The organism is Haloferula rosea, from assembly GCF_016595525.1.
In the GTDB taxonomy this organism is placed as follows: Bacteria; Verrucomicrobiota; Verrucomicrobiia; order Verrucomicrobiales; family Akkermansiaceae; genus Haloferula; species Haloferula rosea.
This window is the reverse complement of the sequence record NZ_JAENII010000014.1, coordinates 72,733-93,429: the sequence shown is the minus strand read 5'-3', so window position 1 is coordinate 93,429 and position 20,697 is coordinate 72,733. Positions and strand designations below refer to the sequence as shown.

Genomic DNA, 20,697 nt, shown 5'->3' with positions numbered 1-20,697 from the left:
GGCTCAGCTTCAATCCCATTGGTGACGCCGTGCACCGATCCAGGCGGCGATCAACCCCACGCCGATGTGGAACAGCAGCGTGTAGAGGCACACGTTTTGTGGGGTGAGTGAGGTGTCGATGACCGATTTGACCGCGTAGAGGACCTTGCTTTCCAAGGCATCCACGCTGCCTGACCAAGCCCAGTAGGCTGAAATGAATGGCCGGGTGAACTTTTCGATATGCTCGGGCAGGGCGAGGACCGCGCCGGACAGGGGTAGCTGGAATCCGACGAGGTAGATGGAAAGCAGGGAGGCCTGCTCGGCCGTCCGCATCAATGCGGAGATCCCCAGGCAGATGGCCGTCATGGCTCCATTGATCAGCAGCAGGAAGAGGAGGTGCTGGGGAAATTCACCGCGGAATACCCCGAAGAAGTTGACGAAGACCCCCATCCAGATCGACTGGGCGAGGACGAGACAGGCGAGAAAGGCGAGTTTGCTCGCCAGATAGGCGCTGGGTCGGAGTCCCCCGAACTTCTCCTTCTCGAAGATCTGCCGTTCACCCGCAATCTCGCGGGCCGAGTTGTTCGAACCCATCAGGGACAGCAGGATCACCTGAAACATGATGATTCCGCTGACCGCCGATCCGACCTTGACCTGTTCTTGGCGGACCATCTGCCGCTCTTGGATCTCTTCGAGGATGTTGTCTTGTTTCGCATCCGACAGGCTGGCAATCGGTCCCTCGGCCTTGTCCGAGAACAGGGTGACAAGGATGGGGAAACAGAGAATGATCGCGAGCTGGAGGAACACCTGTCCTTTGTCGCGGAAGAAGATCCTCCATCGACGTGACAACAGGGTGCCGAGTTGGGTGAAGAAGCCGGGGGCCTTGACTGAAGCGGCTTGTTCCGGTTTCTCCTCCTGATCCTCGTCGGACACCTCTTCCTCGTGTTTTTCAGGAACATGCAGTGTCCCTGCATCGATGGCGCGCTGGCGGCTGCGCTCGAGCTTCCCGTAGTAGGCTTCCTGGTGCTTCAGCCACGATCCCTGCCAGCGTTCACTCGGTTGGGTGGCGAGCTTCGGATAGACCTCTTCGGTATCATGGACGGAGAAGTAGTGCGTCACCAGATCGGGTGGTCCGTGGTAGGCGACGCGACCTTCATGAAGAACGAGGATGGAGTCGTAGAGCTCGAGGTGGGCGAGCGAGTGCGTCACCGAGAGGACGATCCGTCCGTCACGTCGTGACAGGTCGTGAAGCAGTCGGACGATCTCCCGCTCCGAGCGTGGATCGAGTCCGCTGGTGACCTCATCGCAAAGAAGGAGCTTGGGGTCGGAGACCAACTCCATGGCGAGTCCCAGACGGCGTTTTTGTCCGCCGGAGAGCACCTTCACGTGGCGATCGGCGATCGCCGTCAGCCCGGTTTCCTCAAGGACGCGATCAATCCGGTGATCCAGATCCTCGGCATCGCGAGTGCGCACACGAAGTCGGGTGGCGGCCTCGATGGATTCGTCGACGGTCAGCGGATCGTAGGCGATGGAGAACTGCGGCACGTAGCCGATCTCCGCCGGCTCGAAATCCCCTTCCTCGGAGAGATTGCGACCTTCCCAGAACAGGGCGCCATCGGATTCGGGGTTCAAGCCCGCGATGGTCTTGAGCAGCGTGGTTTTACCGCATCCGGAAGGTCCGACGATTGCCATGAAATGACCACGTGGGATCTGAATGGAGGCGGAATCGATGAGATTCACGCTTTCGCCATCTTTCTGGATGGTGAAACAGACGTCTTTGAGTTCGAGCACGGCGTTTTGGTAAAGCTACGGAGGACAGGAAACCGCCACGGCCTTTCTTGCAGGACGCGAAATCACTCTAATGGCGGTACAAGGAACGTTACAGCTAGAGAAGGGGGCGATCTTGCAGTCGGCGAGCAAGAAAATCAGGGAATCTGCGATGAGCTTTGGTGACATTTTCGTAACTCACCCGGTGACTTCAAACTGGCTTCCGTAGATCTACGCATATCAGCCCAATCTGGATAGCAAATGCAAATTGCACCGCATCCCTTTGGTTTTCACAAGTGATTTGCGATCAGTGCATTAACTTCAGTTCCGGGAGGGGTGAAATCGGGCTGGATTGTATTCCGCAATTCTTATCGTTGCAGTAATCACAGTGTAATTACGAATTGAGGATTCGATTTTGGGAATAAATAGGCGTCCTGTGTCGTTTAACAGACAAGGAACCGAACGAATCGAGTTTCTAACCGCCCCCAGGGCACCAATCCTATGGCTATTGAAAACGACTCCAGTCTCAAACTCTATCTCCGCGAGATCTCTCGGACGCCTTTGCTGACCCCAGCTGATGAGGTCGAGCTGGCGGCGAAGATCAAGGCAGGAGACAAGGAAGCCAGGACGCGAATGATCAATGCGAACCTCCGTTTGGTGGTGAAGATCGCCCAAGACTACTCCGGTTACGGACTTCCCCTGCCGGATTTGATTTCTGAAGGAAACATCGGCCTGATGAAGGCCGTTGAGCGATTCGATCCCGAAAAGGGAGGAAAGCTTTCGACCTACGCCGCCTGGTGGATCAAGCAATCGATCAAGCGTGCTTTGGCCAACCAGAGCAAAACGATCCGGTTGCCCGTGCACATGGTGGACAAGATTGCCAAGATGCGGCGGATCTCATCCATGCTGGCCGAGGCACTCGGGCGCGAACCCACCGACGACGAGTTGGCCGAGGAAATCGGTCTTCCACGCCGCAAGCTTGCGATGCTCAAGCAGGCATCCCAGCGGCCGACTTCGCTGGATGCGCCGATCAACGACGGTGAGGCCACGCAATACAGCGAGATCATTGGCGATGAGAGCGCCGAGGACCCCTTGATGGCTCTCAGCGACAAGAACCTCCATGGTGAACTCGACGACCTGCTTGCGGTGCTCGACCAGCGCGAGCGCCAGATCATCGACGAACGTTTCGGTCTCAGCGGGCGCAAGCCGCTCACGCTGGAGGAAGTCGGTCGCGAATTCGGAGTGACGCGCGAGCGCATCCGTCAGTTGCAGAATGTGGCGCTGACCAAGATGCGGAAAGCGCTGCGCCGGAAAGAGCTGCCGCTGCCCAAGGCAGCTGACGGCCTCGCCGCTTCCTGATACGGGGGCGGACGCTAGATTCAGGTGAGCTACTGCATTCGCAGTGGCTCACCTTTTTTCGGCCTACGAGGCGAGTTCGCGCGAGACGATTGCCAGTGAGTGATCGTCCGGGGTGACGAAGAAGCGTTCCAGTCCGGATGATGGAGCTCGGACCACCCATGCGGACCCTCCGCTGTCGCGGTTGACGAAGGCCATGCCTCCATGCTCGAGGACGTCGATGCGTGCCTGCTTGCCTTGCGGGCTGACCCAGAATAGCTCGACGATCTCGTGGAGTGCGTTGGCGACCACCACGGTGTGGGGTGCACCTTCACTTCCTTCCTCGGGAGTCAGGGCGGTTTCCCCGGGTGGGGTCCAAGTCACTTCCGAGCGTCCGGACACCTTGCAGAGCGTTTCCAGATCGCTTTCGGATAGGGACGCCCGGTTCCACGCCTTGCGGAACTGGAGGGGAGTCCACGAGAAGGCCTTGTTGAAGGAGCGGATGAATTGCTCCCGGCTGTTGAAGCCGGCGGCTTTGGCAACTTCGCGGACCGACTGGTCGGAGCGCATCAGGAGCGAGCGCGCCAAGGTGAGCCGGTGCATCGTCAGGTGCTCGGCGAATCCTGCGCCGGTCGTTTCCTTGAGGATGCGGATGAGTTGGCGCGGGCTCTTGTCGAAGCGCTTGGCCGCATCGGCAAGTTTGACCGAGTTGCCGAGGTTGGGCCGCAGCCACTCATGAAGTTGGGTCACCAATTGATCCTTTTTCGGCGAGCGCTTGCCACCGCGTTCCGGGGCAGCGGCTGCGGTGGCGGCTTCCAAGGTCAGTGTGGCCATCCTCATGCTGCCTGCGATGAGCGACATGCTCGTATTCCAACTCGAAAGCCCCTGCGCGATGGCATTCTGGGCCTCGGTCACCAGTTCCGCGATCTGCTGATAGATCGCGGGAGACAGGGCCCCAATGATTTGCGGGTCCCGTCCGGGGATGTGGACGCGGATGGTGCCGCGCCCCACCTCGATGACCATCAGTCTGGAAAGACCGGGAGCGATGCTGGTGGTTCCAGAGGGGATGAAGGCAACGTTGACCTGGGAGCCCTCGATTTCCCAACGGTAGCAGAAGGCTGGACCTTCGACCTGGAGCGCCAGTTCGTGGTCGCTGGGTTGCAGCGTTTCGGCTTTCCAGACCCGGTCACTCATCCATTCCGGGCCAGCAAGCTTCAGGAGCTCGATGAGGTCTTGTTCAGAGCTGGATGGGGAATGGGTCATTGGATCAAATCGGGCAGGCCGCAGATCCAACCAATTTCTGTGGGAGGCTGGCAATCCTCCATTTGGACATGAACCTCATTTTTTGGTTCGTGTCGGTGTTGTGCAGGTGGTGAAAGCGCTCGAAAAATGCACTTAACGGGCCGCTGGAGCTGCGCAGATGAGCATAGGCGTCACCTGTGGGGGAAGGATCAGTCCTTGTCCTCGTTGTCGGAGCCGGAAGCTTGGGTTCCGGTCGTCATGCCGATGCCCGGGATGACCTTGCGTACCAGTTTCTTGAGGCCGTTCTCTCCGGCTTCGATTTCCGTCTCGGCCTGCCGGACCGCTTTTTCCCAAGCGGGGGCGAAACCGGGGGCCTGCTCGCGCATCTGGCGCACGGCGGCTTCCATCACCTGGTACTGGCGGACTTCGGCGCGTCCTGGTTTGCTCTGCAGGGTGGCCATCGAGACCCGCATGTTCTCGTTCTGCTCGCGGAGGGTTTCGAGCTCCTGCTGAAGCTGTTGGTTGCCTTGCGAGTTGATCTTGAGCTGGGTATTCAGGTGCCCTTGAAGATCGCGGAGTTCGTTCTCAAGTCGGCGCACATCCTTCGAGAGCCGAAGCTTGTTCGAGAGGCCGGATTTCCAAGTGAAAATGGTGAGGGCGAGGCCGATGGCGAGGCCCCAAACGAAGGGCTCCTTGATGATGTTGAGGAATGTTTCCATGAGGGGTCAGTTGTCTTCGTCGGAGGTCTCCGCGATGGTTTGTCCCATGGCGGAGAGCACGTCGTTAGTGATGTCGTCGGATGGCTTTGAGTAAAGGACGAATGGGAGGCCGGTGTTGGTTTTTCCCGACACATCGATGACCCAATCGTAGCCGTTCTTCTGTCCCAGAGTGTCCGCCTTCTGACGAATCTCGGTGAGGATGGCCTCCATACGAGAGACCATTTCCCGGTCTATCTTCTTCGTCTCCTTGCGCTGAAACTCTTCGAACTCACGCTTGAGGGTCAGTGCTTCCTGACGTTTCAGGTTGAACTTCTGCATCAATCGTTGGCGCGTGGCGCGATCATGATCGGCGACTTTGATCAGTCCCTTTTGAAGTGCCTCAAGGTCGCCAAAGGCCTCCCGGTAGGCTGCAAGCCGTGGGTCCCTGAGCAAGGCCTGGCGTTTCGCCGTGATGTCGGCGTTCATTTCCTTGGTCTTGTCCAGTTCGCGATAAACGTCTCCGACACGAATACTGGCGATTTTTGGCGCAGCCACGGCCGCGCTGGTGGCGAGCAGGCAGAGGATCAGGAGTGCGGCGCGAATCATCTGCCGCCAAGATGTACCCGGGATGTGCCCCTGTCGAGTCCCGGCGATTGCGACTCATTGGTGAGGGATTTCTGAGCAGATTCGCAAGACCGCATGAGTAGTTTATTCGTGATGCAGGAAGCGCGAAATCGGGTGGTCGTCGTCGGCGGGGGCGTCATTGGACTGGCCACGGCGTATTACGCGCTGCGGGCCGGGCTGGAAGTGACGGTGCTGGAAAGGGAGCCCGAGGGCGGGGACAGTTGCTCGGTGGGGAATGCGGGCATGGTGGTGCCGAGCCATTTCATCCCGCTGGCAGCTCCGGGCATGATTGCGAAGGGGCTACGCTGGATGCTCGATCCGGAGAGTCCGTTTTATGTCAAACCTCGCTTGAGTCTGGATCTGATGCGGTGGGGCTGGCTCTTTTACCGCAAGTCGACTCCCGCTCACGTCGCGGCCTCGCGCGGCTTGCTGCGGGATCTGAACCTCGAAAGTCGGCGGCTTTTTGCCGAGCTGGCGAGCGAGGATGATTTCGGTTGGTGCGAGAAAGGTCTGTTGATGCTTTGTGATTCCGCCAAGGGGCTTGAGGCCGAAGCGGAGGTGGCGCAGGAGGCTGAGGAGATCGGGGTGCGGGCAGAGGTGCTGGATGCCGCGGGGGCGGCGGCCATGGATCCCGATGTGACCATGCGGGTCGAGGGAGCGGTGCACTACCGGCAGGATTGCCATCTGGATCCGTCCCGTTTCATGGGGCGGCTGCGTGAGCGGGTGGTTGAACTCGGAGGGCGGATCGAATATGGGGTGCCGGTGGATGAGGTCGTGTCGTCCGGTGGACGAGTGATGGCTGTGCGGTCGGGTGAGCGGGCGTTTGAGGGAGGGCGCTTCGTGGTTGCCGGTGGAGTGTGGACCGCGGGCCTGCTGCGCCAGGTCGGACTGAAGCTCCCGCTACAGGCGGGCAAGGGGTATTCGCTGACCTTGAACGACCCCGTTGAACTGCCCCGGCTCTGCTCGATTTTCGCCGAAGCCAAAGTGGCCATCACGCCGATGGGTAAGTCGTTGAGGTTCGCAGGCACGATGGAAGTGGGTGGCGACCGGTTGTCGATCAACCGCCAACGCGTGCACGGGATCATCAAGTCGATCTCCCGCTATTTCCCACGCTTCTCCGAGGAGGATTTCGATGGCGTCGAGCCGTGGGCCGGGCTGAGGCCGGTCTCGCCGGACGGGATGCCGTATCTGGGTGCGGTGGATGGGATGGAGAACCTCTACGCGGCGACCGGCCACGCCATGATGGGCCTCAGCCTCGGGCCGGTCACGGGTCGCTTGATGGCGGATCTGCTGACGGGTCGCAAGCCGTTCACTCCGATCGGGGATCTGGCGGTCGGTCGGTTCGGGTGAGCTTCTCAGCTGGCTTCCATCTTCTTCCGGTAGGCCAGCGGGCTGACGCCGACGGCCTGCTTGAACTGCCTGGAAAACGCCGATTGATCGGAGTAGCCGCAGCTCAAGGCGATCTGGGCAATGGCATCTTTTGTGCTGGCGAGCAGTTCGCAGGCGGAATCGATGCGCACCTTGACCAGATACTGCCCGGCGGTGACGTGGAAAAGGGCGCGAATGCGCTGGTCGAACTGATAGACCGAAAGGCCAGCCATTTCGGCAAGCTGGGGAAGTCGCAGGGGTTCGTCGAAGTGACGGTGGATGTAGTCGACGGTTTTCGACAGTGCCTCGTAGTTCTTGTCCTTGTCGCTGACGGCGTGGAGATCCCGGGACATGCCGCAGATGCCGATCACGGTCCCGTCCTTTCCGCGGATGGGCTCCTTGCATGTGACGCACCAGCCGCTGCGCCCACCGGGATACAGGTGGAGTTCGAGGCGGTCGTGGAAACCCACACCGGTGAGGAGGATTTCCCGGTCCTGCTCGATGAATGCCTCGGCGAGGGGCTCGGGGTAGAGCTCGCGGGCGGTGTGGCCGATGGCGGAAAGCTTGTCGGCCAGACCACAGCGTGAGGCGAAGCTCGCACTGACGGCGACGTAGCGGAAACTGCGGTCTTTCACGAAGACGAGGATGTCCGGGACGTTATCAAACAGGTCGGCAATCGGCAGGAGGCCGTCGATTGACTCACCGAATTGTTTGCGGAACAGGGCAGCGGCTTGGTGAAGTTGCATGGCGCGTTGACTTCACGTTCCTAGACAGATTCGGCGGCTGCCGCTAGCGATTTCCCCAAGACCGTGAAGGTTATCTTCATGGGAGTCGCATGAAGCTAGCAGTGATCGATTCCCATACCGAAGGAGAGCCCACCCGAGTCGTGGTTGAGGGTCCGATTGATCTCGGCCCGGGAACGGTCGCGGAGCGAGCCGTGAGATTCCGGAAAGAGTATGACTGGGTACGCAGCTCGGTGTGCAACGAGCCCCGGGGTCATGACGCCATGGTCGGGGCGTTGCTTTGTGAGTCGGACCTGGAGTCGTGTGAGTGCGGCGTGATTTTCTTCAATAACGTGGGCACGCTGAACATGTGCATTCACGGAACGATCGGCCTGGTCGCGACGCTGGTGCACATGGGCCGAATCGGCGCCGGGACGCACGGGATCGAGACGCCGGTGGGGGTCGTCACGGCGGAAGTCGGTGAAGGCGGGCGGGTGACGGTTGAAAATGTGCCGAGCTATCGGGCGGAGGCATCCGTTGCCATTCACGTCGATGGCTGGGGCGAGGTCACGGGGGACATCGCGTGGGGCGGGAACTGGTTTTTCCTGATCGATGGGCAGGGGCCGTCGGTGGTTCCGGAAAATCTTGAGGAGCTGACCCGTTTCGGGCGCTCGGTGCGGGCGGCACTGGAGGCGGCGGAGATCCGCGGTGCGGATGGCGGGGAGATCGATCACATCGAGGTGTTCGGGCCGCCGACGGATCAGGCGACCTCGGATAGCCGGAATTTCGTGCTGTGTCCGGGCAGTGCCTATGACCGGTCTCCGTGTGGGACCGGGACGAGCGCCAAGCTGGCTTGCCTTCATGCGGACGGGAAACTGTCGGCGGGTGACTTGTGGAGACAGGCAGGCATCCTCGATACCGTCTTCGAGGGGCGGGTGCGGGACCTCGGCGAGGGGAAGGTCCTGCCTCTGGTCAGTGGGCGCGCCTGGGTGACCGGTGAGTCGGCCTATGAATTCCATGACGACGATCCCTTTCGATACGGGATTCCTAGTATCTGAAGCCCATCGGCATCCCGGTCGCGAGGCCGACACATTTTTCGGGTGCAAACCATCCAGATTCGTTCTTTTCTCAAACTGAAACCACCAATTCTCCCAATCTCATGAGCTACACCATCCAAGGCAAATCCATCATCGGCTATTCACGAAGCGGGGGCGGTGGGTCCACCAGTTCCGCCGTGAATCCAGCCAGCGGTCAGAAACTCGATCCTGAGTTCCATGCTCCCAGCGAGTCGGAGGTCGAGCAGGCCGTTCTTCTCGCCGAGCGAGCCTTCCCGGTGTTCTCATCCATGTCGGGTAAAAAGAGGGCGGGCTTCCTGCGGGCGATCGCGGCTGAGATCGAATCGGCGGTGGATCAGATTGCCGAGCGGGGACCGTTGGAAACCGGTCTCCCTGAAGCCCGCATGAGGGGCGAGACGGCTCGGACGACCGGCCAGCTGAGGATGTTCGCCGATTTGATCGAAGAGGGATCGTGGGTGGACGCACGCATCGAGCATGCCCAGCCGGACCGCGCTCCGTTGCCGAAGCCCGACTTGCGATCCATGCAGCGCCCGCTGGGGCCGGTAGCGGTGTTCTGCGCCAGCAACTTTCCCTTGGCCTTCTCCGTGGCGGGCGGGGATACGGCTGCGGCTCTGGCAGCGGGATGTCCGGTGCTGGTGAAGGCTCACTCGTCGCATCCGGGCATCGCTGAAATCGTGGGAGACTGCGTGGTTCGTGCTGCCCAGGCCACCGACATGCCCGAGGGCGTCTTCTCGCTGCTCTACGGCTCGGGTCGCGACGTGGGGATGTCGCTGGTCAAGCACCCGGTGGTGCAGGCGGTGGGATTCACGGGCTCCCGAAGTGGGGGGCTCGCCTTGATGGATGCCGCGGCCAATCGGCCGCAACCGATCCCGGTTTACGCGGAGATGAGCTCGGTGAATCCCGTCGTGCTCATGCCGAAGGCGGTCGATGCTCGTGGCGAGGCACTGGCGGAGGGCTTGTTCGGATCCCTGACTCTGGGAGCAGGACAATTCTGCACGAATCCCGGTTTGGTTTTCCTGCCCGACGGGCATGGTGAGGCCTTCCTGGCGAAGTTGAAGGAGTTGATCGAAGTCGCACCGTCCGCGGTGATGCTGAATTCGGGAATTTGCCAGGCTTTCAAGGACGCGACGGAATCCTTCGGCGAGACCGAGGGGGTGGAAACCGTCGCGCACGCGTTCACCAAGCAGGTCGAGGAGCGGGCGGTTCCGGTGGTCTTCTCAGTCAATGTCCGACGCTTCCTCGAGGAAGCCCGGTTGCATGGGGAGATGTTCGGTCCCGGCACCCTGATCGTTCGTGGGTCAATGGATGAGATCGAGGCGACCATTCCGGAGTTGGAAGGTCAGCTGACGGCCACCGTGCATGGGACCGAAGAGGAAATCGCCGAGCGTCCCGGCCTGATCGGGGCGTTGGAACGTCGGGCCGGACGCCTGATCTTCAACGGCTTCCCGACCGGTGTCGAGGTGTGCCCGTCGATGGTTCACGGAGGGCCGTTCCCGTCGACTTCGGATGGGCGTAGTACTTCCGTCGGAACCATGGCGATCCATCGGTTCTGCCGGCCTGTGGCCTGGCAGGGATTCCCCGCGGCGGCGCTCCCCGAGGAGCTGCGCGACGGCAATCCGCTGGGAATCCAGCGCATGGTGGACGGCGAGTTCGCCCGCTGAAATCAGTCGATCTTCGACAGGGCCTTCAGGTCCAGTTCCCGGACGATGGCGACGAGATCCTTCTCGGTCGCCTCGCCGATGGCATTGGCTTCCAGATAGATCCGGTCGCTGAGGATCATCTGGAGTTTTTTGTCTCCATCCATCACCGCGGTCTTGCCGGAAATCTTGTGGGTTTCCCGGTTGCCGAGGGCGAGCAGCTGGGGATTGGCGATGAGGGGGGCGAGCTTCTGCATCAGTGGGGAGTCCTTGATGACCTTGATCTCGACCTTGCGCTTGCCGGTGGCATAGACGCGGGAGAGCGACGTGCCGCCGCCCATGACGGCGAGGTCCTCGCGCGTCAGTTCGCCACCTTTCCAGTAGTCGATCTGGTCGGGCAGGACTTCGACCACCTTCTCGGTGCTCTTCTCCTCCATCATCTTGAGTAGCTCGCGAAGTTTCTCGGTGACTTCGGCTTCCTTGCCCTGCTTGTAGAGTTCCCACGTTTCACGGATGCCCGCTTCGAAGGGGTCCTTCTTGTCCTGGGCGGCTGCAAACGGAAGGGCGAGGAGGAGAGTGAGGAGGATGGTTTTCATGGTGGTTTGGATGGCTCTACTGCTCTTTACGCCTTTGGTGACCGGCAAGGTTACATGGAGGCGGCAGTTTGGTTCTTCAGCGCTTCTTGGAATTGTCGATGGCCTCCTTGATCGGGCGCTTGATCGCGTAGCCACTCTCAACCTCTTGGCCGCCGGTGGTAACCGTGCGTTTGACCAGGCAGCTGGAGAGCAGCGAGCTCGCGAGGATGAGGATGGACGTGAGTCGGAATGAAATTCTCATGGGTGAAACTGGCAAATCGGCTGTCGATTCAGCAAGGATCTCCTACGCCAATCGATCATCGGCATCGCGGAGCAGGGATTGGATGCGCCCGGCGGCGGCGAGTTGCTCGGTCCACTGCTGCGGAAAGGCCCCGAGCCCGTGGCGTGCCCCCAGAAGCAGGCCAAGCAGGAGTCCGCGCGCTGCGGAGTCGCCTCCCAGCATGGCATTCCTGGAAAGTCCGGCGACGGGGTCGTCCTCGAACTTGAGGGCGAGGGCCAAGGTGAGCGGGACGGCATCCGGAGCGTGGCAGGTGAGGCCGAGCTTGCCGGCTTCCTGGTCGAGGTCCCCCTCGCTGGCGGCACGTCCGGCATTCAGCCAGTCGATCGCGGGGAGGCTGTCGTAGGGGTGGGCGGCGGCTTCGTCGAGAGCCTCACCAAGCCCCGCTCCTGCGAGGAGTGCGGTGGCGGCGCGGGCAAAAAACTCGGCGGAGTCAATGACTTGAGGGTCACCGTGGGTGAGGGCGGTCTGGGCTCGTGCGGCCTCGATCAGGGCGTCTCCGGTGAAGCGGGCAAACAGACCGATGAATCGGGACGCTCCGGCAAGGTCGTTGGAGTCGGACGGAGTCGTGAGACCCGCTTCGATGTTCTCGAGGGTCCGGGTGGTGGCTCCGTCCTTGTAGGCGGTGGTCTGTCGTGCCCAGTCGGCCCAGTCGCTGCGCCATGCGCTCTGGTCCCAGTTCCCGGGGTGGGCTGTGAGCGAGTCGAGGAGGGCGAGTGCCTGATCTCCGTAGTGGGTTTGGTCACCGGCCTTCTTTTCCGGGTGGTACGATGATTTCGGGTCGTCGTAGTCGAGGATGCCTCCGGGATAGAGTTGCTCGATCTTCGAGGCATCATAGATCCAATGAGGCCCCAGCGAGAGGGCATCACCAATGAGGGCGGGAAGAATCAGGTCGCGTGAGGTCATGAGTGCTTCAACCCTCTTTCATGAGCCGGGGGATCGCCAATGGAAATCCGGGGGGATGTCGAGTTCGCTGGCTACTCGGTTGACCATCCGGCACGGGGCTGGAACGCTGAGGCGGTGACGCAGGAGCATCAGGAGAAGTTGGGTCGTGGACTGGCCCTGTTTGATTTCGATGGGACGCTGGTGCCCTGGGACACCCAGGTGCTGTTCTCGGATTTCGTGATCCGGCAGGAGCCGATCCGGCGCAGCTTCCTTCCGCTCTTCGCAGCCTTCGCACCTTGCTACAAGATCCTCGGGGACGAGGGCCTGAAGCGGGTATTCCTGAGCTACTTGTGGAAGGCGCACCGATCGCAGATCGAGGTGTGGGCGCGCGAGTTCGTGGAGCAGAGGTTGGTCGGCATGTGCTACCCCGGGTTGTTAGATCGCTTGAAGCGGCATCAGGAGGCGGGCGAATTGACCGTGTTGGCATCGGCGAGTCCGGATTTGTACATCCGCGAAGTCGGGAGGGTGTTGGGCTTCGATATCGCTCTGGGGACCGAGGTCGAGTTTGGTGATACGATGCCCTTGTTTCCGGATCTGCGGAATCACAAGGGTGAGGAGAAGGTGGTCAGGCTGAGTCGCTTGCTCGGAGCCCCACCGAATGGAGTTTGGCCGCGGAGTCACGGCTACACGGACAGCACGGCGGATTTGCCGATGATGCGCTGCTGTGAGCAGGGGACTCTGGTGAACCCATCGCCCCGGCTCACGGAGATCGGCGAAGAGAAGGGCTGGGAGATTCTCAGACCGCAGGTACCGTGGAAAGGAAAGGCGGACAAGCTTGGGCAGATCTTGCGATTCACTGCCGCGATCTGACCTTGCGCTTCCACTGTGCGGGCTCCGGGGGTAGTTGGCCCTTGTGAAACTTCATCGCGTCCTTTCGCTTGGCTTGGTTCTTCTTTCTCTTCCAGCCCGGGCCGAGGAGGTGGTTCCGCCAAAAGAGAACCAAGGGGGCGACTGGTGTCTGACGATTCCGGCGGATGTCGGGGTGCTGGTCGACAATCCGGACGCGGCGACCGTGCAGCGATTCCAGATCGGGGCCTATGCGCACTTCCACTCGGCTTTCGTCGACGGTGAGGCGGGGGGGCAGGATTTCTGGTATGGACGTGGTGCCGATTGGCGTCGGGCCCGGATCACGGCCAAGGCCCAGGTCTTCGATGCATTGAGTTTCCTGACCCATATCAACATGGTCCGCGATGAGGGGAGAAGCGGGGGTGGGGTGGAATTCGATTACTTCGGTCTGTTCCTCGCATGGGCTGATCTGGATCTGAAGAAGATCACCGGGACGGATTTCCTCGACTCGTGGACGGTCAGCTACGGCAAGCGGAAGCTGAAGGAACTCAACGAGGAGATGGATACTTCGATCAATGCGATCCTCACGGTCGAGAGGTCGTCGTTTGCGGCCCAACTGGTGCCCTTCCGTGCCGGGACGGGCACGACCGGGGCGTGGATGCAGGGGAGCCGTGGAAAGGACTCCTTCTCGATCGGGCTGTATACGACCGATGCCTCGGAGGAGTTCGGGAATTGGGCGGATGGCACCTTGGTGGTGGGAGCATGGAAGCATGATTTCGCCGAGGCGTGGAACCTTGATGAGGCGGCCTTGTCGCTTGGCGGCGGGATCCAGGATGTGGGCCGGGGAGATGAGGTTTATGCACCTTGGAAATGGGTCTTCACCCCTTGGGTGAAATTCAAAAAGGGTCCCTGGATGCTGAGGATCAGTGGGGCGATCGGTGAAAACGAAGGGCCCTCGGTGACGACCGGCGGTGCCTTCTATGGAGCGTCGATCACACCGGAATACGACATCGTTCCGGATCGTTTGCAGGCAGTGGCGCGCTATACGATCATGGGATCCGAGGGGCCGCGAGGGGTGCGCCTGACTTCCCGCTATGCGCGTGAAGCGGGGCTGCCTGCCAACGAGGGCATTCCCAGCCTCGCCAACGGGCGGGGTGATTTCCACCACTCGATCTACGGTGGTCTGGTGTGGTGGGTCTGTCCGAAGCGGATGTCCATCCTCGCCGGTCTTGAGTGGGAGCGCCTCACTTCGCGGGATACGAAGGTGTACGCGGGTCTGACCGGCTGGTTTTCGACCCGCCTGATGTTCTGAGCCCGACTAGAACGGGAGCAGGGCTTCCTCGCGTACAGGGTTCGAGCTTTTGGGCTTGGCCAGAAGCGCGTCGATCGTGGTCAATTCGTCGAGCGATGGCGCGAGTTCGTTGTCCAGCACCTGTCTGAGCCACTTCGCCCAGTATTCCCTCGTGTGGCCTTCGCGCTGGGCGAGGAGCATGGAAAGCTCGGTGAGCCGACCGCTCGGAGCCAGTTGCTTGCGCGTGCGGCGCAGCCAGCTGGCGAGGAAAGGGCGGTCGGGTTTCGGGGGAGCCACGCCGGTGGTGTAGCTCATCCGGGCCGCGAGAAGAAGCCAATTCAGGCTTCCTTGACCAAGGCGACGGCCATGGCGGCGATGCCTTCCTTGCGTCCGACGAATCCCATCAACTCGTTGGTGGTTGCCTTGATGCCGATGCGTTCCGGGGCAAGGCCAAGTGCCTTGCCGATGTTCTGCTGCATGGCTTCGCGGTGAGGCAGCACTTTGGGAGCCTCGGCGACGAGGGTGGAATCGATGTTCACGAGTTCGTATCCTTTCTCCCGGATCAGCTCGGCGGCCTTCTCGAGGATTTTAAGCGAGTTGATGTCCTTGCAGCTCGGGTCGCCGGGCGGGAACCAGTGGCCGATGTCCGGCAGGCCGAGAGTTCCGAGCACGGCATCCGCCACGGCATGGGCCAGCACATCGGCATCCGAATGCCCGTCCAGTCCGTGGGAGTGAGGAATTTCCACCCCACCCAGAATCAACGGACGTCCCTCGGCAAAGCGGTGCACGTCATATCCAAAACCAATCACGGCGGGAGACTGGAGGATCGGGCATCAGAGGTCCACCCCGGAAACCTGGGGGGTGGCATCGGCGCGGATCAGGCGGACTCGTCCCACTCGAGGGAGGGATGGAGGATGCCCGGAGCGGCGTATTCGAAATGGATGATCCGTCGACGGGAGGGAGCCGTCGAGCGACTCGAGGCATGAAGGATGAGTGGGGACATCTCGAGGATGTCGCCTGGCTCACATTCGCACACGTGTTCCGGTGCGGGGATTGCCTCGCGGCTTGTCCGCCCCACCAGGTGGGACCGGGGAACGACCCGGAGTGCTCCATTGCCGGCCGGAGTGTCGTCGAGGTGGATCCGCAATGTCCTCATGTGGCGGAGGAGCTCTTCGGGTGGTTGCACATGGACGGTGCCATCCTTCACGGACCACGGCCCGTAGCCCGGGACATCCTGCTGTCGGGTCACGGTGATGGTGAGGTCCTGATGCCAGGCAACCGGCCAGTTCTCTTCCGGGGTCTTGTCGAAGAGGATGCTGCGCACGACGTGAAACCCGGAGGGGAGGAGCGAAAGCAGTCGCTCGTGGTGGGCCAGAGCATGCAGGCGTTCCGACTTCTTCCGAATGTGGCGGACACACGCGCTTCCCGCCTGCGCGGCGAGCTGGTCGCACTCGATCCGGAGTGCCTCGACTTCTCCGGCTGAGAGGACGCCGCGGTGGATGCGGAATCCCGGGTCGTGCTGGATTTCCTCCGGAGGGGTCATGAAATGAGGGCGGGCAACTCAGAGGATCTCCTCGATCGGGATCCGTCCGTTGGTGGCGACGATGGCCCAGGTATCGGCATTTCCCTCGGAGGGTTCGAGGTCGACCTTGCCGCCGCCGGCCTCGACGAGAAGCTTGCCCGCGGCGATGTCCCAGAGGGAAATACGAGATTCGATGTAGGCATCGAGTCGGCCGGTGGCGATGTAGGCGAGGCCGAGTGCGGCGGAGCCCATCATGCGCATCTTCCGTGCCCGGAGTGATGCCTTGCGAAAGCGCTCGAGCCCGATCTTCAGGGCTTCCTCGTCCTTGCCGCAGCCGATGAACAGCGCGCACTCCTCGAGCTGGTCGCGCTTGCTGCACGAGATGGGCTTTCCGTCGAGCATCGGTGTGCCACCCTTCTCGACCGTCCAGGTTTCCCCGACAATGGGATCGTGGATCACGCCGAGGACGACTTCATCGTCGATCCGGAGGGCAATGGAGATGCAGAAGTGGGGGATGCCGTAGAAGAAGTTTACGGTGCCGTCGATCGGATCGACGATCCATTGACGGTTGGATTCCTGATTTCCTCCGATTCCTTCCTCCCCGTAGAAGGCGTCATCGGGGCGTGCTCCGAGAAGGATGCCTTCGATCAGGTTCTGCGACTCCTTGTCGAGAGCGAGCTTGATGTCGTGGTGAAGGGCTTCGTCGACCACGGCTTCGGATCCGAAGTTGGCCTTCAGGAGTTGTCCGGCTTCGTGGGCGGCCTGGATGGTGAGTTCGAGATCAGTCATGATAGGGAAAGCTGGGGCCAGTCAGGCGGGTCCGTCTGGGGCTGGCAAGCCCACAGGACCGCTGCCGGGACGATGTGGGATGAACTTGCGTGAGTCGATGACAGGCTCCAGCGTGCGGGCGTGAAGATTTTGCTGTTTCTGCTGCTCATGATCCCGGTCGCCTTCGGGCAGTCATTCAAGCCGGCGAGGGAGCGTCCCCCGATGCCGGCGCGGGAGTTCCGCGGTGCCTGGGTGGCGGTGGTTCACAATATCGATTGGCCGAGCCGAAAGGGACTCAGCGCGGGCGCCCAGCAGGCAGAACTGCGCTCGCTGTTGGACCGGATGGCATCGCTCAACATGAACGCGATGATTTTCCAGGTGCGTCCCCACTGCGACGCCGTCTATGCCTCCTCGCGGGAGCCATGGAGTCCGTGGCTGACCGGGACCATGGGCAAGTCACCCGGCTACGACCCGCTGAAATTCTGCATCGATGAAGCCCACCGCCGCGGGATCGAGGTCCACGCATGGTTCAACCCTTTCCGGGCCCTCTCGAACGTGGAGCATGGGACGAGTGCCAATCACGTCTGTCGTGCCGCGCCGCACATCACGAAACGCTATGGGAGCTTGGTGTGGTGTGATCCGGCTCACCGGGAGACCCGTGAGCGGGCGATGGGGGCGATCCTCGATGTGGTCCGCCGCTACAACGTGGACGGGGTGCATCTGGACGACTATTTTTATCCCTATCCCAAACCGGGACTGAGCTTCAAGGACGGCCGTAGCCCGGCCCAGCGGCGGGAGGTTGTCGATGGCTTCGTCGAGGGTCTCTACAAGCAGGTGAAGGCGACCAAGCCGTGGGTGCGGGTCGGGATTTCTCCGTTCGGGATCTGGAGGCCGGGCGTGCCTGCGGGGATTGAAGCCGGTCTGGATGCCTACGACGACCTCGGCGCGGATGCCCGCAAGTGGCTGGCCAAGGGCTGGGTGGACTACCTCGCTCCCCAGCTTTACTGGCGCGACCAACCCCGGAAGCAGAGTTTTTCCGCGCTGCTGGAATGGTGGCGAGATCAAGGCAGCCGGCCGGTTTGGCCCGGCATCGCCACCTCAAGGATCGACAGCAGCGAAGACCCGGGCCGGCCAGCCAGCGAGATTCTCAAGCAGGTCGGATTGTCCCGCACGGTGGACCGAAACTGGGTGGGGCACATCCACTGGAGCATTTCCGGGCTCCGGCAGAATCGTGGCGGAATATCGACCGCATTGGCCAAGAGCGCCTACTCCGAACCTGCCCTGGTGCCACCGATGCCGTGGATGGGAAAACGTGAGGTTGCGCGGCCGTCGGTGGAAGTCAACGGGGAGGGTCGGGACCTGAGAATTCGCTGGAGAAAGGGGGATGCGCACACCTCGGTCATTGCGGTGATGGGGCGCTTCGGCAGCAAGTGGCACATGCTGCGCGTGCTTCCGGGAGGTGGCAGCGATGCCCTCATCAAGGCGGGAAGCAAGGGGATGCCGGACGCGGTGTCGGTCAGCGCCGCCGACCGCTTCGGCAACCTGAGTGGGCCGGTCGTTCTGGCCCGCTGACGCGCAAGTCACTGACTGTGCATGATTTGCTTGGTCCGGATAATGCTTTACTTCGGTTAGTGGGTCGGGTTTGACTCCGCGCGTCCCACCCTGAGGAACTTCCATTCACGGAAGCATCCCGAGAATGTGATGAAAGTTCGTATCTTTGTTTCTGGTTCGGCCGCGGTTTTCGCGGGGTGGTTGGGGCTCACCTTCGTGCGCGAGGTTCCGCGCGAGAGCTACCCGGAACTCGGCCGTGGCCCGTTGACTGCCTCTGTGGAGTCGGATGTGGCTGAGGTTGAGGTCATTCCTGAAGAGATTGCGGCTGAGTCTGCGATCGTGATGGACTGAGGATTCTCCAGTTGATTCAGCATTGGCGGAATCCCGCCATTGGTCCATGGTGCTTCCATGGCAGAAGAACCGATTGTTTGTGATACCAAGCCGATGGCGGTCGAAGTGGAGCCCGGAAAGCATTTCTGGTGTTCCTGCGGACGTTCATCGAGTCAGCCCTTTTGCGATGGCAGCCACAAGGGGACGGGTCTTCAACCGGTCATGATCGAAGTCGACGAGAAGAAGACGCTTCATTTCTGCCAGTGCAAGCAGACGGGGAACCCTCCGCTGTGCGATGGCAGCCACAAGGCGCTGCAGGGGTGAATCGCCGGGTTATCCGGCTGGGGGATCAGCGACGGCGGCTCTTGAAGCGCGTCCGTGGATCATCCTCGGGGGTCTCCTTGTCGCGGTAGCGGAGGATTCCCTGCTGCTTCAGGTTGCGGATGAAGGTTTTGGCGTCATCCGAAACTTCCTCATCGTACGCAAGCGTCCCGAGTAGTCCCTTGCCTCCCTCGACGTGGTCGAGGGTTTCGGCTGCCTTGTCTGCAGCTCGGGACAGCGAGGAGACGGCGGAGGGAATCTCTTTCAAGGCTGGCTCAAGCTCCTCGATCCGGACCGTGGCTTCCGCGAAGGTGGTGCGGGCTTCCGCAGCAGCGGATTCGATGCTTTGAATGGCCTGTCGGGCATCGGCAAGCGTTGGGTCGAGCCCCGCGCTCGCCTGTTCGAGATTGGCGAGAGTCGTTTCGATCCGCCCCATGTTTTCCTCGGTGAGAATGCCCTCGTTCACCTTCTGAAGGGTGGTCGTCAGCTCGCCGGTGGCGGTGCGGATGTCTCCGATCGCGCCGTCGATCTGCTTCATGGTCTTGGCGGCATCCACGAGCAACTGACGGGCGTCCCGGGAAACGGCTTCGGCGTTGTTCTGGAGGGCATCGAGACCGGAGGGTCCCGCACCGGCAATGGTCGTGCCGGCTTCGATGAATTCACCGGTCGACGTGGCCGGCGGGGTGATGACGATGAGCTTGTCGCCAAGGATGGACGCTGAAGAGATCTGGAAGGCGGACCCTTCCGGGATGCGGATGCGTTCATCGATGTCGACCTGCACCTCGACTTTCACATTTTCATTCAGGGCCGGATGGGTGGCCACCTTGCCGATCTTCGCCCCTCCCATCCGCACTTCGGAACCCCGGATCAAGCCGGCAGCATCGTCGAAGACCACGGTCACCGCGTATTTTCCGATGAAACGATCTCCGAAGCGACCGAATTGGACGATGAGGATACCGAGCAGGGCGAGGCCGACAAAAATGAACAGCCCGACCATGGCTTCGGTTTTGCGGGGAGACTCGCTCATGCTGAGTTACGGTTAGCGGGAAATCCCGTGAAATCAAAGGGCGAAAGCTCGCGGGGCCATCAACCTGGGGTCTTCCATGGGATTCCCGAGTCGCCATTGACGAAGGCCCGGAGTTCCGGGTCCGAGGTGTCGCGGAGCTCCTTGGCGGTGCCCTCCCAGTGGATCTTCCCGTCCTTGAGGAAGATCACCCGGTCGGCGATGTGGAAGACGGAACGCATTTCGTGGGTCACCACCACGTTGGTCATTCCGTGGTCTTCCTGAAGACACTTGATCATGTGGTCGATGGTATCCGCGGTCACCGGGTCCAGCCCCGCGTGAGGTTCGTCGTAGAGGACACAAGCGGGGCGATCGACGACGGCGCGTGCGAGTGCGACGCGCTTCCTCATGCCGCCGGATAGGTCGGCGGGCATCTTCGACTCCTGCCCATCGAGCTTCACGATGGCGAGCGCGGCGGTCACCCGCTTCCCGATTTCCTCTTCATCTGTCACTCCGGATTCCCGCAGGGGAAAGGCCACATTGTCCCCGACGCTCATGAAATCGAACAGGGCGCCGCCTTGGAACATGATGCCGACCTTTCTCCGGATTGGTCCGAGTTCCCGCTCGTTCAGGCAGGAAATCTCGGTGCCATCCACGGTCACGGTCCCTTCCGCCGGGCACATCAGCCCCGGCAAGTGCTTGAGAAGCACTGACTTGCCCGCGCCGGATCCCCCGAGGAGCACGAGCGTCTCACCACGGTGGATATCGAGGTTCAGTCCCTTCAGGACGTGATTGTCCCCGAAGCGCTGGTGCAGCTCACGAACGCGGATGAAGGGCTCGGACATGGCTGGAGTGTGAC

The 20,697-nt window shown here is 61.5% G+C and carries 23 protein-coding genes; 9 read left to right on the top strand and 14 right to left on the bottom strand.

What is annotated here, in order from left to right; genetic code table 11:
• Nucleotides 1-9: 9 nt before the first annotated feature.
• The gene (locus tag JIN81_RS19530) at nucleotides 10-1,770 is read right to left on the bottom strand and encodes an ATP-binding cassette domain-containing protein (protein ID WP_200282232.1); all 1,761 of its coding nucleotides are present in this window, start codon (nucleotides 1,768-1,770) and stop codon (nucleotides 10-12) included.
• 477 nt (nucleotides 1,771-2,247) lie between these two features.
• Between JIN81_RS19530 and JIN81_RS16065 the strand changes: the two genes are divergently transcribed.
• Nucleotides 2,248-3,105: a sigma-70 family RNA polymerase sigma factor gene (locus JIN81_RS16065; protein WP_200282224.1), complete on the top strand. Its 858-nt coding sequence runs from the start codon at nucleotides 2,248-2,250 to the stop codon at nucleotides 3,103-3,105.
• A gap of 63 nt (nucleotides 3,106-3,168) precedes the next feature.
• Here JIN81_RS16065 and JIN81_RS16060 read toward each other — a convergent pair whose 3' ends face one another.
• From JIN81_RS16060 to JIN81_RS16050, 3 genes are all read right to left on the bottom strand, one after another.
• Nucleotides 3,169-4,344: an AraC family transcriptional regulator gene (locus tag JIN81_RS16060; protein WP_200282221.1), complete on the bottom strand. Its 1,176-nt coding sequence runs from the start codon at nucleotides 4,342-4,344 to the stop codon at nucleotides 3,169-3,171.
• Between the two features lie 188 nt (nucleotides 4,345-4,532).
• Entirely contained in the window at nucleotides 4,533-5,042 is a 510-nt protein-coding gene (locus tag JIN81_RS16055; protein ID WP_200282219.1) for a hypothetical protein, read from the bottom strand.
• 6 nt (nucleotides 5,043-5,048) lie between these two features.
• The gene (locus JIN81_RS16050; RefSeq protein ID WP_200282216.1) at nucleotides 5,049-5,627 is read right to left on the bottom strand and encodes an OmpH/Skp family outer membrane protein; all 579 of its coding nucleotides are present in this window, start codon (nucleotides 5,625-5,627) and stop codon (nucleotides 5,049-5,051) included.
• A gap of 93 nt (nucleotides 5,628-5,720) precedes the next feature.
• Between JIN81_RS16050 and JIN81_RS16045 the strand changes: the two genes are divergently transcribed.
• Entirely contained in the window at nucleotides 5,721-6,995 is a 1,275-nt protein-coding gene (locus JIN81_RS16045) for an NAD(P)/FAD-dependent oxidoreductase (RefSeq protein ID WP_234045085.1), read from the top strand.
• 5 nt (nucleotides 6,996-7,000) lie between these two features.
• Here JIN81_RS16045 and JIN81_RS16040 read toward each other — a convergent pair whose 3' ends face one another.
• Nucleotides 7,001-7,759, bottom strand: a complete 759-nt coding sequence (locus tag JIN81_RS16040; protein ID WP_200282214.1) for an AraC family transcriptional regulator — start codon at nucleotides 7,757-7,759, stop codon at nucleotides 7,001-7,003.
• A gap of 89 nt (nucleotides 7,760-7,848) precedes the next feature.
• Between JIN81_RS16040 and JIN81_RS16035 the strand changes: the two genes are divergently transcribed.
• Together JIN81_RS16035 and JIN81_RS16030 are read left to right on the top strand one after the other, a co-directional pair.
• On the top strand, nucleotides 7,849-8,793 hold the full coding sequence (locus tag JIN81_RS16035; RefSeq protein ID WP_200282212.1) for a proline racemase family protein: 945 nt from the start codon (nucleotides 7,849-7,851) through the stop codon (nucleotides 8,791-8,793).
• A gap of 101 nt (nucleotides 8,794-8,894) precedes the next feature.
• On the top strand, nucleotides 8,895-10,472 hold the full coding sequence (locus tag JIN81_RS16030; protein ID WP_200282210.1) for an aldehyde dehydrogenase (NADP(+)): 1,578 nt from the start codon (nucleotides 8,895-8,897) through the stop codon (nucleotides 10,470-10,472).
• A gap of 2 nt (nucleotides 10,473-10,474) precedes the next feature.
• Here the strand turns inward: JIN81_RS16030 and JIN81_RS16025 are convergent, their stop codons facing one another.
• The 3 genes from JIN81_RS16025 to JIN81_RS16015 form a co-directional block, all read right to left on the bottom strand.
• On the bottom strand, nucleotides 10,475-11,044 hold the full coding sequence (locus tag JIN81_RS16025) for a hypothetical protein (RefSeq protein ID WP_200282208.1): 570 nt from the start codon (nucleotides 11,042-11,044) through the stop codon (nucleotides 10,475-10,477).
• A 76-nt stretch (nucleotides 11,045-11,120) separates the two neighbouring features.
• On the bottom strand, nucleotides 11,121-11,285 hold the full coding sequence (locus tag JIN81_RS16020) for a hypothetical protein (RefSeq protein WP_200282206.1): 165 nt from the start codon (nucleotides 11,283-11,285) through the stop codon (nucleotides 11,121-11,123).
• 42 nt (nucleotides 11,286-11,327) lie between these two features.
• A complete protein-coding gene (locus tag JIN81_RS16015) occupies nucleotides 11,328-12,227 on the bottom strand; it encodes an ADP-ribosylglycohydrolase family protein (protein ID WP_200282204.1) in 900 nt (299 codons plus the stop codon).
• Nucleotides 12,228-12,266: 39 nt separating this feature from the next.
• Between JIN81_RS16015 and JIN81_RS16010 the strand changes: the two genes are divergently transcribed.
• Nucleotides 12,267-13,076 (top strand): HAD family hydrolase, encoded by an 810-nt coding sequence (locus JIN81_RS16010; protein ID WP_200282201.1) that lies wholly within the window; start codon nucleotides 12,267-12,269, stop codon nucleotides 13,074-13,076.
• Nucleotides 13,077-13,119: 43 nt separating this feature from the next.
• Complete coding sequence (locus tag JIN81_RS16005; protein ID WP_234045081.1) at nucleotides 13,120-14,364, top strand: OprO/OprP family phosphate-selective porin; 1,245 nt, start codon at nucleotides 13,120-13,122, stop codon at nucleotides 14,362-14,364.
• A gap of 6 nt (nucleotides 14,365-14,370) precedes the next feature.
• Here JIN81_RS16005 and JIN81_RS16000 read toward each other — a convergent pair whose 3' ends face one another.
• The 4 genes from JIN81_RS16000 to JIN81_RS15985 all read right to left on the bottom strand — a co-directional run bounded on the left by JIN81_RS16000 (nucleotide 14,371) and on the right by JIN81_RS15985 (nucleotide 16,654).
• On the bottom strand, nucleotides 14,371-14,658 hold the full coding sequence (locus tag JIN81_RS16000) for a hypothetical protein (RefSeq protein ID WP_200282195.1): 288 nt from the start codon (nucleotides 14,656-14,658) through the stop codon (nucleotides 14,371-14,373).
• A 23-nt stretch (nucleotides 14,659-14,681) separates the two neighbouring features.
• Nucleotides 14,682-15,152, bottom strand: a complete 471-nt coding sequence (gene ispF, locus JIN81_RS15995; protein ID WP_200282192.1) for a 2-C-methyl-D-erythritol 2,4-cyclodiphosphate synthase — start codon at nucleotides 15,150-15,152, stop codon at nucleotides 14,682-14,684.
• Between the two features lie 68 nt (nucleotides 15,153-15,220).
• Nucleotides 15,221-15,886: a phytanoyl-CoA dioxygenase family protein gene (locus JIN81_RS15990; protein WP_200282189.1), complete on the bottom strand. Its 666-nt coding sequence runs from the start codon at nucleotides 15,884-15,886 to the stop codon at nucleotides 15,221-15,223.
• 18 nt (nucleotides 15,887-15,904) lie between these two features.
• On the bottom strand, nucleotides 15,905-16,654 hold the full coding sequence (locus JIN81_RS15985; RefSeq protein ID WP_200282186.1) for an inositol monophosphatase family protein: 750 nt from the start codon (nucleotides 16,652-16,654) through the stop codon (nucleotides 15,905-15,907).
• A gap of 120 nt (nucleotides 16,655-16,774) precedes the next feature.
• Here JIN81_RS15985 and JIN81_RS15980 point away from each other — a divergent pair, with 120 nt between their 5' ends.
• From JIN81_RS15980 to JIN81_RS15970, 3 genes are all read left to right on the top strand, one after another.
• Nucleotides 16,775-18,205: a glycoside hydrolase family 10-like protein gene (locus JIN81_RS15980; RefSeq protein WP_325100900.1), complete on the top strand. Its 1,431-nt coding sequence runs from the start codon at nucleotides 16,775-16,777 to the stop codon at nucleotides 18,203-18,205.
• A 129-nt stretch (nucleotides 18,206-18,334) separates the two neighbouring features.
• Complete coding sequence (locus JIN81_RS15975; protein ID WP_200282183.1) at nucleotides 18,335-18,535, top strand: hypothetical protein; 201 nt, start codon at nucleotides 18,335-18,337, stop codon at nucleotides 18,533-18,535.
• 57 nt (nucleotides 18,536-18,592) lie between these two features.
• Nucleotides 18,593-18,838: a CDGSH iron-sulfur domain-containing protein gene (locus JIN81_RS15970; RefSeq protein ID WP_200282180.1), complete on the top strand. Its 246-nt coding sequence runs from the start codon at nucleotides 18,593-18,595 to the stop codon at nucleotides 18,836-18,838.
• Between the two features lie 25 nt (nucleotides 18,839-18,863).
• Here the strand turns inward: JIN81_RS15970 and JIN81_RS15965 are convergent, their stop codons facing one another.
• Nucleotides 18,864-19,862: an MlaD family protein gene (locus tag JIN81_RS15965; protein ID WP_200282164.1), complete on the bottom strand. Its 999-nt coding sequence runs from the start codon at nucleotides 19,860-19,862 to the stop codon at nucleotides 18,864-18,866.
• Between the two features lie 59 nt (nucleotides 19,863-19,921).
• On the bottom strand, nucleotides 19,922-20,683 hold the full coding sequence (locus JIN81_RS15960) for an ABC transporter ATP-binding protein (RefSeq protein WP_200282161.1): 762 nt from the start codon (nucleotides 20,681-20,683) through the stop codon (nucleotides 19,922-19,924).
• Nucleotides 20,684-20,697 lie beyond the last annotated feature (14 nt).